Source organism: Raineyella sp. LH-20 (assembly GCF_033110965.1).
In the GTDB taxonomy this organism is placed as follows: Bacteria; Actinomycetota; Actinomycetes; order Propionibacteriales; family Propionibacteriaceae; genus Raineyella.
In genome coordinates, this window is the sequence record NZ_CP137003.1 from 434862 (window position 1) to 447218 (window position 12357).

Below are 12357 nucleotides of genomic sequence, written 5' to 3' on the forward strand. Positions count from 1 at the left end.
GGCCGTGACGAAGGGTGCTCAGGCGTGACGACGATGGCTGATTGGGTCGAGGGTGCCCGGCTGCGGACCCTCCCGGCAGCGGTCAGCCCGGTCCTGGCCGGCACCGGCGCGGCCGCCGCGGTGGGATCGTTTCGGCCCCTCCATGCGGTGCTCGCGCTGGTGGTGGCGCTGGCCCTGCAGGTCGGGGTGAACTACGCCAACGACTACTCCGACGGCATCCGCGGCACCGACTCCGCCGAACGGGTCGGCCCGCAGCGACTCGTCGGCTCCGGCGCGGCACCGGCGGCGACGGTCAAGCGGGCGGCCTTCGGGTGTTTCGGTCTGGCCGGGATCGCCGGTCTGGTGCTGGTGATCCTCACCCAGCAGTGGTGGCTGCTGCTGGTCGGCCTCGCCTGTGTGCTGGCCGCCTGGTACTACACCGGCGGAAAGCACCCGTACGGCTATCTGGGCCTCGGCGAGGTCTTCGTCTTCGTGTTCTTCGGGCTGGTCGCCGTCTGCGGCACGACGTACGTCCAGGTCGGTGCGGTGACCCTGCCCAGCCTCTTCGCCGCGATCGCAATCGGCGCGCTGGCCTGCGCGATCCTGGTGACCAACAACCTGCGCGACCTCGACACCGACATCGTCGCCGGCAAGCGCACCCTGGAGACCCGGCTCGGCGACCGCGGCAGCCGGCTGCTGTTCCTCGCGCTGGTGCTGGTGACGGTCGCCGCAGTGGTGGCCGTCGCGATCGCCTCCGGACGCTGGTGGTCGCTGCTCGGCCTGGCCTTCGTCCTGCCACTGGCCGGTCCCACCCGCGCGCTGTTGACCGGGGCGAAGGGCCTGGCCCTGGTGCAGGTGCTGAAACTGACCGGCATCGCCGAGCTGATCGCGGCCGCCGGCCTGCTGATCGGCCTCGCCATCCCGTTCTGAGTCGTACGCGCCGACCTGCCCTACACGCTGCCCTCAGGCGGTCGCACCGGCCTGGATCGCCCCCGACCGACACCGTTCCGACAGGGCGTCCCGACGCCTACAATTCCGTCATGATGCGCTATCTGCCCGTCCTGATCGCCATCATGCTGGCGATCTACTGCATCACCGATCTGGCGCAGACCGACTCGGTGAAGGTCAACTTCATGCCGAAGTGGATGTGGTTCATGGCGATCGTCGTGCTCCCGTTCGTCGGCGGGTTGGCCTGGCTGATCTTCGGCCGCGGTTCCTTCGGTGGGGGCGGCGGCGGGGGCGGTGATCCGCGCGACCAGGCCCCCGACAACGATCCGGAGTTCCTCGGCCGGCTCTGATCCCGGCCCGGACACGGCCGTCTAGACTTCCGCCAGCGCCGCCGCCATCAGGGCCGACGCGGTCGCGTCGTCGGGCGCCTCCGACGCGGCGCGCTGGGCCTCCACCTCGCGGCGGTAGCGCTGCTTCTCACGGTCCAGGGTGGCGGCGTCCCAGCCGAGCAGCGGGGCGACGATGTCACCGATCTCGTCCAGCGCCGCGCAGCCCCCTTCGGGCATCTCGTACGCCAGCCGGACCCGGCGGCGCAGCACGTCGGCGAGGTGCAGGGCGCCCTCGTGGGTCACCGCGAAGGCGACCTCGGCCCGCAGATAGGCCGGAGCCGCTGCCAGCGGACGACCGAGATCGGGATCGGCGCGGACCAGATCGGCGATCGTCGTCAGCTCCGCCCCGTAGCGCGACAACAGGTGCTCGACACGGTGCCGGTCCCAGCCGATCCGGCGCGCGATCGGGCCGGCCTGTGCCCGGGTGGCCTCGTAACCGACCGCGCCGACCAGCGGGACCCGCTCGGTGATCGACGGCTGCGCACGGGTCCGTTCGGCGCCGAGGGCGAAATCGACCGCGTCCTGGGCCATCCGGCGGTAGGTGGTGAGCTTGCCGCCCGCGATCGCCGACAGGCCGGGCGCGACCCGGGCGACCGTGTGCTCGCGCGACACGCTGGCCGACTCGCCGGGAGTGCCGCGCAGCGGCTGCAGCAGCGGTCGCAGGCCGGCGTACGACGCGAGGATGTCGTCGCGGGTCAGCCGGGAGCGCAGCACCGCGTTGGCCTGGTCGAGGATGTAGTCGATGTCGGCCGCGGTGGCCACCGGCGCCTCACGCTGCTCGGACCAGGCGGTGTCGGTGGTGCCGATCACCCAGTGGTCGGGCCACGGGATGATGAAGAGCACCGACGTCGAGGTCCGCAGGAACAGGCCGGTGCGGCCCCGGATCCGTTCCTTGGGCACCACGATGTGCACGCCCTTGGAGGCGAGCACCTTCAGTCCCTGGGCCCGCGGACCGGCCAGGCCCTCGGTCTGCTCGGTCCACACACCGGTGGCGTTGATGACGTGGCGGGCCCGGACGGTGATCTCCCGGTCGGCCTCCAGGTCGTGCAGGACGGCCCCGGTGACCGCGCCGCGCCGGCGGACGAAGTCGACCACCCGGGTCCGGGAGGCGGCCAGGGCGCCGTACGACACGGCCGTGCGGACCAGGTCGACGACCAGGCGCGCATCGTCCACCCGGGCATCGTAGAAGCGGATTGCGCCGCTCAGCCGCCCGGGGCGGATGTCGGGGAAGATGCCGAGCGCGCCGGCCTTGTCGTAGTGGCGCTGGATCGGCACCCGGCCGCCGTGGAACCGGGCGATCAGGTCGTACAGGCCGACGCCGAGGGCGCTGTAGCCGCGCTCGATGAGGGGCACCCGCAGCGGCCACAGGAAGGGTTGGGCGTGGACCAGGTGGGGGGCGATGGTGTCGAGCAGCAGGCCGCGCTCGGCCAGCGCCTCGGAGACCAGATGCAGGTCCAGTTGGTAGAGGTAGCGCAGGCCGCCGTGCACCAGCCGCGACGATCGCGACGAGGTGCCGGCGGCCCAGTCCTGCATCTCCACCAGCCCGGTGCGCAGGCCACGGGTGACCGCATCGAGGGCGATGCCGGCGCCCGTCACTCCCCCTCCGACGACGAGGAGGTCGAGGCCGCCGTCGTCGGCCATCTCCTCCAGGGCTCGCGATCGGGACTGTGCGGTGAGCGTGGACTCCTTCACGGGCACCACTATGCCAGCGGCCGGCCCGCCGGGAGGCGGCTCGGGTTCAGGTCCGCCCCGCCAGCGATACGGGCGGTGCCGCTGCGGGCGGCGCCGATGCAGGCGGTCACGATCCAGGCAGTGACGATCCAGGCGGTCACGATGCAGGCGGTGACGGGGCGACCGGGACGGCCGTGACCACCGAGTTCGCCGTGAATCCGGTGCCGTCCCAGTCCTCACAGGTGACCAGCACCAGCCGATGCGGCCCGTCCTGGGCGAACAGCTGCGCCGAGGCGGCGGCGAGCTGGTCCTTCGTCAGCACCCGGACATCCTGGACGACGTACGTCCGGGAGCCGGCGGCGCCACCGAGGACGACGGTGGCGCCTGGCCTGAGCTCCACCAGGTGCTCGAAGACCGCCGATCCGCTGTTGTGCACCTTGTGGGCGGTGAGCAGGGTGGTCCCCACCTCGGCGCCGGCATCGGCGGAGCGGTTCCACCAGCCGACCAGCCGCGGATTGTCCGGCGGGTTGAGGGCACCGCGGTCGAGAGCCATCGGCAGCACGCCGACGCTGTGCAGGCCGAGGGAGTCGACGGTCAGCGCGGTGGGATCGAACGGCGCGACCGCCGGCACCGGCGGCGTCCGATGCCGGAAGTAGGCGAGCCAGACGACACCCGACGGCGCCGCGACCAGGCCAACGACGGAGGCCGCGAGCAGGACCCAGGTGGGCACCAGCGGTCGGCGGCGACGGGCACTCACGGGGCGCCCCCGTGCGGATCGTACGGCGCCTCAGTGGCCGGCGCGTCGCCGCAGGCCGAGCGCACCCAGCCCGGCGATGACGACGCCGCCCACCCCCAGCGCCACGAGGCCACCGGTGCTGTCACCCGCCAAGCCGGCATTGACAGTGCCGGGGGCCGAGGGGGCGGTGGTCGGGGTGGCCGACGGCTCAGTGGGCGGCTGCGCGGCGCACTCGTCCAGCCAGAAGACCTTCGAGTTCACCTTGTCGCCGCCGGCGTCGAGCTCGACCTTGATGTGGAAGTCGGCCGCGGGCAGGGCGTTGCCGGTCTTCGAGACGAGGACGTACGAGTGGGTGACGGTGTCCCCGTCGGACGGGATGACGAACTGCCCGGGGCCGGAGAATCCGTAGTCGCTGCTGGCGATACCGGCCGGGGCCGGGGCCTGCGTCGTGAAGGTGACCGCGTAGCTGCCCTGATCGACGTTGAACGCCTGGACGTCGAAGGAGCAGCCGGCGATGTGCGGATCGTTGCTGTTGTCCGGAGTCGCGCCGTGTTCGGCGACCTTGATGTCGCCCGTCACGGCGGACGCGGTGGTCGCGGCGAGCGGGGAGGCGAGCAGTCCGAGGACGCCGGCGGCGGCCAGCAGCCGGAGAGGACGGGCGTGGACGGGCCGGAGCTGGATCGGACGGGGGCGGAAGGCGGCGTCAGTCATGGTGCTCTCCTTCGAGGAACGACAGACTGGGGGAAGGAACGCCAGATCAAGTGATCTGCATCACATCCTGCCGGACGTCCTACCGTTCCGCCGGAGACACGCCCATCCTCGCCCGGATCAGATGACCGCCAGCGCGTGCACGATGCCGAGCACCACCGCCACCGCGCCGGCGCCGTAACCCGTCGCCAGGACGGTCTGCACCGGCCGGGACCGGCCGTTGTCCGCACCGGTCCGGGTCAGCGCCAGGTGACCGGCGAGGATGCCGGGCGCCGGGCCGAGAATGAGTGCCCAGACCAGCCCACCGGACAGCGCCGTTCCGCTCCGCCCGGCCAGCGCGACGACGATCCCTCCGATCACGGCCAGCCCGGCCAGCCCGACGAGGACGCCCGAGGCGACGGTCCACTGTCGGGCACCGGGACGCTCACCGGTGGTCGGCAGCTCGGTCTCCTGGTCAAGTCGGGCCCGGGAGTGCCGGTAGCTGTAACCGAAGTAGATGGTGAGGCCGACCAGCAGCCAGACGACGAACCGCAGCCAGGTCTCCACGGCCAGGTTGGCCATCAGCCAGAGGCACAGCACACCGGAGATGATCGGCAGCGTCGGGGACCACGGCACGGTGAAACCGCGCTTGAGGTCGGGGTAGCGACGCCGCAGCACCGGCACGGCGAAGCTCACCAGGACGAAGGCCGACAGCGTGCCGATGTTGATCATCTCGGACAGTTGGCCGACGTCGGCCAGTGCGGCGATGGCGGCCACGACGACACCGGCCAGGATCTGCAGCCGGGCCGGGGTGCCGCGGTCCGAGGTGTGTGACAGGCCGCGGGGCAGCAGCCCGTCGCGACTCATCGCGAAGACGACCCGGGCGAGCCCGAGCAGCAGCACCATGATGACGGTGGTCAGGCCGATCAGGATGCCGATGGTGATGATGGTGCCCACCCAGTTGGCACCGACGAGGCGGAACGCGGTGGCCAGCGACGGCTCGTCCTCCTTCGCCATCTCCCGGTAGCTCACCATGCCGGTGACGACGATGGTGACCGCGACGTAGAGCAGGGAGACCAGCGCCAGGCCGCCGAAGATGCCCCGCGGCAGGGTCTTCTGCGGGTCCTTGGCCTCCTCGGCGGTGGTGGCGACGATGTCGAAGCCGATGAAGGCGAAGAAGACCAGGGCGGCCGCGCCGAGCAGACCGTACATGCCGTAGCGGGTCGGGTCGGCGCCGGAGAGGAACGCGAAGAGGCTCTGCGTCATCACCCCGGAGGCCTGGGAGCCGGTGGTCGGCTCGGCCGGCGGCAGGAAGGGCTTGAAGTTGGAGACCTTCACGTAGAAGGAGCCCGCAACGATGATGAACAGCGTGATCCCGATCTTGATCACCGTCAGCACACCGTTGACCCGCGAGGTGAGCTTGGTGCCGAGCACCAGCAGCACGGTGAACAGCGCCACGATGAGCACCGGTGGCCAGGAGACGGTGAGCCCGCCGAGCGCGAACTCGGTCGGCAGGTCGATGTGCAGGAACTCGAACACGTTGCGGACGTAGATGCCCCAGTACTTGGAGATCACCGAGGCCGCCATCAGCATCTCGAGGATCAGGTCCCAGCCGATGATCCAGGCGATGAGCTCCCCCAGCGACACGTACGAGAAGGTGTACGCCGACCCCGACACCGGGATCGTCGAGGCGAACTCGGCGTAGTTCATCACCGCGAGACCGCAGACGAGCGCGGCGATGATGAAGGAGATGATCACGGCCGGGCCGGCGTAGTCGGCGGCGGCCTGCGCACCGACGGAGAAGATGCCCGCGCCGACCGCGACGGCGACACCCATCACGGCGATGTCCCACGCGCCGAGTTCGCGCCTCAGGCTGCGTTCGGGATCCGCCAGGTCCTCCTGGACCTCACCGATGGTCTTCTTCAGGAAGAGACTCATGCATCCACCTCGTTCTCTGGGCCGGAACGCACTACTACACCCTCCGGAGTTCGGTGACAGGCTAGTGGACCGTGTCGGCGCGGGACCTACGTCTCGGCGCGGACACACGGTCGTAACAATAGGAATCCGCAGCCACCGGCCGCAGGCCGGCGGACCACCAGAGCCACCGGCCACCGGCCACCGGCCAGGCGAGCCTACTGGGCGGTCTGCCGGACGATCTGGATCAGGTTGCCACAGGTGTCGTCGAACACCGCCGTGGTCACCGGGCCCATCGCGATCGGCGACTGGGTGAACCGTACGCCCAGGTCGCGCAGCCGCTGGTATTCGGCGTCGACGTCGTCGACGGTGAACTGGGTGAACGGGATGCCGTCGGCGAACAGGGCCTCACAGTAGGGCGCCGCCGCCGGGTGGCCACGCGGCTCGAGGAGCAGTTCGGTGCCCTCGGGGTCCTGCGGAGAGACGACCGTCAGCCAGCGGGCGCCGCCCCCGAGCGGGACATCGTGTCTGACCACGAAGCCCAGCACCCCGGTGTAGAACCGTTCAGCCTTGTCCTGATCGTCGACGAGGACGCTGGTCAGGGTGATCCTCATGATGGTCTGCCTTCCTCCGATGGGGTGCCGTCACCCGATGCGGTGGCGGCGCTGTCGAAGCGCGGATCGTACGACTCGCCTGCTCGGGCCACGATCTGCTCGCACAGCGCATGGGTGGCCAGCGCGTTGCGGGCCGACAGGACGACATCCTCCCGTACGGCACCGAGGAACGTGAGGACGGCCTGCTCGAGGCCGCGCTGGCGCGGCACCGGGACCCAGTCGGGCCGGCGGTGCACAGTGGGCAGCCCGTCGGGATGGTCGATGACGTCGGCGAGGTCACGGACGACCCGTTTGCGGCCTCCGCCGGACACCTCGAGCACCTCCTCGGTGACCCCGGCGACGCGGTTCATCACGCCGAGCGCAGTGAACCCGGCCCCCGACAACTGCAGGACCACGTGCTCGAGCCGGCCCTCCCGCACCCGATGGTTCACCGTCACCTCGTCGACCTCCCCGGGGACAAGGAAGCGCAGCGTGTCGACGACATGGATGAAGTCGTCGAAGACCGTACGCCGCACCTCGTCGGCCGGGCCGGGCCGGTTCTTCTGCAGCACGATGAGGTCTCGCGGGTGATCGTGGCAGCTCGCATAGCCGGGCGCGAAGCGCCGGTTGAAACCGACCATCAGCGACGTACTGCGCTGCTCGGCGAGCGTCACGAGCTCCCGGCAGGTCGCCAGGTCGTACGCGAGCGGTTTGTCGACGTACGTCGCGATGCCGGCGTCCAGCAGCCGGGTCACGATCGCCGGGTGGGTCTCGGTCGGGGCATGGACGAACGCGGCGTCCAGTCCGGCGTCGAGCAGCGAGTCGAGGTCGGCATGCCGCTGCGCGCCGGGCAGATGGTGCCCGTCGGCCACGGCGGTGAGGGTCGACGGGCTGCGGGTCTGCAGATGCAGTTCGACCTCGGCCAGGCTGCCCAGCACCGGCAGGTAGGCCTTCCGTGCGATGTCGCCCAATCCGATGCATCCCACCTTCACACGCCCACCCTGTCACAGCCTGCCGGGCCGCGGCACCCCAGGTAGCCCAGTCACATCAATCCATCAGCCCACCACACAGTCCATCCTGCGGCACGCTGTGACCAGACACATATAAGGAGCCTAAGATAGGACCCATGGTCAGACCGGATCGACGCACCAGCCTGCTGGGTCCGCTGAAGCGGGCCCACCTCGCCGCCCGCGGCCTCGCGGACGGGGTGCTCCGCCCCTTCGGACTGACCATGGCCCAGTACACGATGCTCCGGCACCTCGCCGACAACCCGGGAAGCTCCGGCGCCGACCTCGCCCGGCTCGTCCGCATCACGCCGGCCTCGGTGGCCGGGATGCTCTCCGTCCTCGAACAGGACGGGCGCGTGGAGCGGACGCCCGACCCGGCCGGCGGGCGGGGCATGCTGGCCCGGACCACCCCGGCCGCCGACGACCTGCTCGAACAGGTCTGGCCGGCCATCCGGTGGCTCGAGGAGGAGTTGCTCCGGGACACGTCCGACACCGACCGCGAGGCCTTCCTGCGGGTCCTCGAGTCGATCGTCGAACGGCAGTCCGAGCTGCTCGCGCCGCCGCGACTGGGCCCTCCTCCGACGTGGGCAGCGTCGCCCGACACATCACCAACCCCCCGAAAGGAATCGGCGGCCACGCAATGAGCCCCACCTCCCGCATCCACACACTGCACCCGGAACGCTACAAGTGGGTCGCCCTGTCGAACACGACACTGGGCGCCCTGATGGCGTCGATCAACGGTTCGATCGTCCTGATCGCCATGCCGGCCATCTTCAACGGCATCCACCTCAACCCGCTCGAAGCCGGCAACGTGAGCTATCTGCTGTGGATGCTCATGGGCTACATGCTGGTGACCGCGGTGCTCGTCACCACCTTCGGACGCCTCGGCGACCTGTACGGGCGGGTCAGGATCTACAACCTGGGCTTCCTGGTCTTCACCGTCGGTGCGATCGCCCTGTCGGTCGACCCGTACGACGGCGGCGCGGGCGCCATCTGGCTGATCCTGTGGCGCCTCGTCCAGGCGGTCGGCGGATCGATGATCTTCGCCAACTCGACGGCCATCATCACCGACGCCTTCCCGCCGGGCAAGCGGGGGACGGCGATGGGCATCAACCAGGTGGCCGCCATCGCGGGCACCTTCGTCGGACTGGTGCTCGGCGGCCTGATGGCGGCCCTGCACTGGCGGTGGGTGTTCCTCGTCTCCGTCCCGGTCGGCATCATCGGCACCGTGTGGGCGTACGTCTCCTTGCATGAGACCGGCCAGCGGGCTCACCTGATCGAGAAGAGCAAGGAACGGCTCGACGCGATCGGCAACGTGCTCTTCGCCGTCGGCCTGACGGTCCTGCTGATCGGCATCACCTACGGCATCCAGCCGTACGGCGACCACCCGTCCGGCTGGACCAACCCCTGGGTCATCGCGGGCATCGTCGGCGGCCTGGTCATCCTCGTCGCCTTCGTCCTGTACGAGCAGCGGATCCCGAACCCGATGCTCGACGTGGACCTGTTCCGGATCCGGGTGTTCGCCTTCGGCAACCTGTCGGCCTTCCTGTCGGCCGTCGCCCGGGGCGGGCTGCAGTTCATGCTGATCATCTGGCTGCAGGGCATCTGGCTGCCGCTGCACGGCTTCGCGTACGAGGACACGCCGTTGTGGGCGGGCATCTACATGCTGCCGCTGACCATCGGGTTCGTCGTCTCCGGGCCGCTGTCGGGGATGATCTCCGACAGGCTGGGCTCGCGGCTGTTCGCCCCGCTGGGCCTGGTCCTGGTCGGCATCACCTTCATCGGCTTCCTGCTGATCCCGGTGAACTTCCCCTACTGGCTCTTCGCGGTCGTGTGCTTCCTCAACGGGGTCGGCTCGGGCATGTTCGCCGCCCCCAACCGGTCCACCGTGATGAGCAGCGTACGGCCCGCCGACCGCGGCATCGCGTCGGGGATGTCGAGCACGTTCATGAACGCCGGCAACTCGCTGTCGATCGGCGTCTTCTTCTCGCTGATGATCGTCGGCCTGGCGGGCACCCTGCCGCAGGCCCTCTTCTCCGGCCTGACCAGCCACTCGGTCCCGGCCGCGATCGCCACCCCGATCGCAAACATGCCGCCCACCGGCAGCCTGTTCGCCGCCTTCCTGGGCTACAACCCGATCCAGTCGATGCTGGAGCCGACCGGGATCCTCACCCAGATCCCCGCCGCGGATGCGGCCACCCTGACCGGGCAGCAGTTCTTCCCGCAGCTGATCTCGGCGCCGTTCCAGTCCGGCCTGGTGGTCGTCTTCCTGGCCGCGGCCGTGATGAGCTTCGTCGGCGCGCTGGCCTCGCTCGCCCGCGGCAAGCACGTCCGGGTGATCGGAACGACCGGCCACGTCGAGCCGGTGCCGGTCGAGGTGGGCAGCGAGGACTGACCCTCACCCCTCCAGGAGCGCGTCACGGCACGCGACCAGCAGCCCCCGGAGTTGATCACGGCCGGGGGGGGGGGGGGGGGGGGGGGGGGGGGGGGGGCCCCTGTCATCGTCTCGACCACGCCGGCCACTCGCCTCTGCGCCTGCACCAGAAGCGCCCCTGCGGAGGCACTGAGGCTGGTGGCGCGTTCACGGCGCGGACCGGGAGCATCGGACCGCTCGACGAGGCCCCGCTTCTCCAGACCCTGGACCAGGACGCTCATCGACTGACGGGAGACGAAAGTGCGGCGAGCGAGGTCGGAGCCGGTGATGCCCGGGGTGTCCTGCAGGGCCTGCAGACACGCGTACTGCGGCACGGTCAACCCGAGCGGACGCAACACCTCGTCCATCCGCTGGTGCAGCACGGCCTGCGTCTCCTTGATCAGCACGCCCAACTCTTCCGGCGTCGTACGGTCCCTCACGTCTGCCATGTCAATAGTTTGACACAGGGGATTGAGTGTCAGAACATTGACATAAATCCCGACGAAGCAGAGGAGTCCCCATGACGACCACCGGCCCCGATTTCGTGTCGTTCCAGGTGCGCGACCGCGAGGCGTCCGCACAGTTCTACGAGAAGACCGTCGGCCTGACCCGGCTTCCGGTCCCCAACCCGGCCGCCGCAGTGTTCTCCGCGGGCGGCGTCTCGTTCGCCGTACGTGCCCCGTTCCCGGGCGTCGATCTCGACGCCGTCGGCCAGCTCGGCGCCGGCATCGGCGTGTGGTTCCACGCCCCCGATGCCACCGGTCTGCACGCGCGGCTGGTCGCGCAGGGCGTGCCGATCGTCCAGGCGCCGTTCGAGGGGTCCTTCGGGACCCAGTTCGCCTTCCGCGACCCGGACGGCTACGTGGTCACCATCCACTCCAAGGGGTGATCCAGCACACCAGACGAACGGCGCCGGCCTCACCGCAGAACGGGTGAAGCCGGCGCCGTGACGTCGATCGGGTGGGCCCTGTGGGAATCGAACCCACAACCCGCGGATTAAAAGTCCGCTGCTCTGCCAATTGCGCTAAGGACCCCGGTCGGCCCCCCAGCTTACCGACAGGCCACCGACCCGCACACCGGTGGACATCACACCCCTCGAACAAGGGACACCACCGACCCGACCGACCGTACGACCGCATCGGACGACCGCATCGGACAATCCGCCGGCACCACCACATGACACGACACGGAGGGCCGTCACGATGGCGTCGTACGCCACCGCCGACGGCCCTCCGGGGGTCAACAGCCGCTCCGCTGCGGGCCGGCCCGGCCCGCAGACCGCCGACTACGCGGCGATCCTGACCTCATCGGCCAGCAGTGCACGGATCCGGCGCTCCAGGTCGTCGGCCACCTCGCGGACGAACTCGAGCCCCTCGCCGCGGAGCGACGGCACCTCCCAGTTGACCCACGACTTGCCGGCGAAGTCGTGGAACTCCGGCACACCCAGAGTGACCACCACGTCGGCGGCACCCACCAGGCTGGAGGTGAACGGCATCGGGTACGGGTACTTCAGAGTGATCCCCCGCTCGGCCAGCACGGTGATCACGTCACTGGACAGCCCGCCGCGCGGGTGGAGGCCGGCGCACCGTACGTTCACCTTGCCGTCCGCCAGGTGGCGGGTCAGCGCGGCGGCCATGTGGGAGCGCGCACTGTTGTTCTCGGAGACGAAGAGGATCTCCGGCAGGGCCTTGGCGACGCGGCCCTCGGCCTGCGCCTTGGCGAGCAATTCCTCCTTCGCCATCCGCGAGACGAGCAGCGGCAGGAAATCGGTCACGCTGGCCTGCTTCTCCAGGTGCTCCCGGGAGACGGCGACAGCCTCACGCACTTCCTCGGGGGTGAACACGCCCTCGTAGTGGTCGGCCAGCTGGGCCGTGTCGTACGCGTAACGCGCCTCGAGCTCCTCTGCGGTCAACATGGTGACCTCCTCCTTCCACGCAAGCGATGCGTGATCGTGGGCACATCCGGGGGCGTCCATCGCGCCCCGACAAGAAGAAGAGTACCCCCAATCGGACACCTTTCG

At 70.2% G+C, this 12357-nt stretch carries 12 protein-coding genes, 1 tRNA gene and 1 pseudogene; 5 read left to right on the top strand and 9 right to left on the bottom strand.

Translation table 11 applies throughout. The features are described 5' to 3' along the window. The first annotated feature begins 24 nt into the window (after positions 1-24). Both R0146_RS01875 and R0146_RS01880 read left to right on the top strand, forming a co-directional pair. Positions 25-909: a 1,4-dihydroxy-2-naphthoate polyprenyltransferase gene (locus R0146_RS01875; protein ID WP_317691171.1), complete on the top strand. Its 885-nt coding sequence runs from the start codon at positions 25-27 to the stop codon at positions 907-909. Positions 910-1019: 110 nt separating this feature from the next. Continuing rightward, positions 1020-1277, top strand: coding sequence for a PLD nuclease N-terminal domain-containing protein (locus R0146_RS01880; protein ID WP_317691172.1), 258 nt, complete (start codon positions 1020-1022; stop codon positions 1275-1277). Positions 1278-1298: 21 nt separating this feature from the next. Here R0146_RS01880 and R0146_RS01885 read toward each other — a convergent pair whose 3' ends face one another. The 6 genes from R0146_RS01885 to R0146_RS01910 form a co-directional block, all read right to left on the bottom strand. Continuing rightward, positions 1299-3008: a glycerol-3-phosphate dehydrogenase/oxidase gene (locus R0146_RS01885; protein WP_317691173.1), complete on the bottom strand. Its 1710-nt coding sequence runs from the start codon at positions 3006-3008 to the stop codon at positions 1299-1301. 136 nt (positions 3009-3144) lie between these two features. Continuing rightward, positions 3145-3744, bottom strand: coding sequence for a class F sortase (locus R0146_RS01890; RefSeq protein WP_317691174.1), 600 nt, complete (start codon positions 3742-3744; stop codon positions 3145-3147). 30 nt (positions 3745-3774) lie between these two features. Continuing rightward, entirely contained in the window at positions 3775-4434 is a 660-nt protein-coding gene (locus R0146_RS01895) for a hypothetical protein (protein WP_317691175.1), read from the bottom strand. A 117-nt stretch (positions 4435-4551) separates the two neighbouring features. Further along, positions 4552-6348 carry an amino acid permease gene (locus tag R0146_RS01900; protein WP_317691176.1) on the bottom strand — a complete coding sequence of 599 codons (1797 nt, stop codon included), beginning with the start codon at positions 6346-6348 and terminating at the stop codon, positions 4552-4554. Positions 6349-6542: 194 nt separating this feature from the next. Then, the gene (locus R0146_RS01905; protein ID WP_317691177.1) at positions 6543-6938 is read right to left on the bottom strand and encodes a VOC family protein; all 396 of its coding nucleotides are present in this window, start codon (positions 6936-6938) and stop codon (positions 6543-6545) included. Further along, a complete protein-coding gene (locus R0146_RS01910; RefSeq protein WP_317691178.1) occupies positions 6935-7909 on the bottom strand; it encodes a Gfo/Idh/MocA family protein in 975 nt (324 codons plus the stop codon). The genes R0146_RS01905 and R0146_RS01910 overlap by 4 nt, the downstream gene beginning before the upstream one ends. A 134-nt stretch (positions 7910-8043) precedes the next feature. Here R0146_RS01910 and R0146_RS01915 point away from each other — a divergent pair, with 134 nt between their 5' ends. Both R0146_RS01915 and R0146_RS01920 read left to right on the top strand, forming a co-directional pair. Beyond that, positions 8044-8568 (top strand): MarR family winged helix-turn-helix transcriptional regulator, encoded by a 525-nt coding sequence (locus R0146_RS01915; RefSeq protein WP_317691179.1) that lies wholly within the window; start codon positions 8044-8046, stop codon positions 8566-8568. Continuing rightward, positions 8565-10319 carry an MFS transporter gene (locus R0146_RS01920; RefSeq protein WP_317691180.1) on the top strand — a complete coding sequence of 585 codons (1755 nt, stop codon included), beginning with the start codon at positions 8565-8567 and terminating at the stop codon, positions 10317-10319. The genes R0146_RS01915 and R0146_RS01920 overlap by 4 nt, the downstream gene beginning before the upstream one ends. 197 nt (positions 10320-10516) lie before the next feature. On the opposite strand, the pseudogene R0146_RS01925 reads toward R0146_RS01920, so the two are convergent. Continuing rightward, a pseudogene (locus R0146_RS01925) lies at positions 10517-10786 on the bottom strand (MarR family winged helix-turn-helix transcriptional regulator); the annotation flags it as partial. A gap of 71 nt (positions 10787-10857) precedes the next feature. Here R0146_RS01925 and R0146_RS01930 point away from each other — a divergent pair. After that, entirely contained in the window at positions 10858-11226 is a 369-nt protein-coding gene (locus R0146_RS01930; RefSeq protein ID WP_317691181.1) for a VOC family protein, read from the top strand. Positions 11227-11298: 72 nt separating this feature from the next. Here R0146_RS01930 and R0146_RS01935 read toward each other — a convergent pair. Next, positions 11299-11371 (bottom strand) — tRNA-Lys (locus R0146_RS01935). A gap of 251 nt (positions 11372-11622) precedes the next feature. Beyond that, complete coding sequence (locus R0146_RS01940; RefSeq protein WP_317691182.1) at positions 11623-12252, bottom strand: arsenate-mycothiol transferase ArsC; 630 nt, start codon at positions 12250-12252, stop codon at positions 11623-11625. Positions 12253-12357: the final 105 nt, after the last annotated feature.

Bases quoted from the DNA above. Each gene is read 5' to 3' on its own strand.
- R0146_RS01880 (WP_317691172.1), top strand. From the start codon at position 1,020: ATGATGCGCTATCTGCCCGTCCTGATCGCCATCATGCTGGCGATCTAC.
- R0146_RS01895 (WP_317691175.1), bottom strand. From the start codon at position 4,434: ATGACTGACGCCGCCTTCCGCCCCCGTCCGATCCAGCTCCGGCCCGTC.
- R0146_RS01900 (WP_317691176.1), bottom strand. From the start codon at position 6,348: ATGAGTCTCTTCCTGAAGAAGACCATCGGTGAGGTCCAGGAGGACCTG.
- R0146_RS01905 (WP_317691177.1), bottom strand. From the start codon at position 6,938: ATGAGGATCACCCTGACCAGCGTCCTCGTCGACGATCAGGACAAGGCT.
- R0146_RS01915 (WP_317691179.1), top strand. From the start codon at position 8,044: ATGGTCAGACCGGATCGACGCACCAGCCTGCTGGGTCCGCTGAAGCGG.
- R0146_RS01920 (WP_317691180.1), top strand. From the start codon at position 8,565: ATGAGCCCCACCTCCCGCATCCACACACTGCACCCGGAACGCTACAAG.
- R0146_RS01930 (WP_317691181.1), top strand. From the start codon at position 10,858: ATGACGACCACCGGCCCCGATTTCGTGTCGTTCCAGGTGCGCGACCGC.
- R0146_RS01940 (WP_317691182.1), bottom strand. From the start codon at position 12,252: ATGTTGACCGCAGAGGAGCTCGAGGCGCGTTACGCGTACGACACGGCC.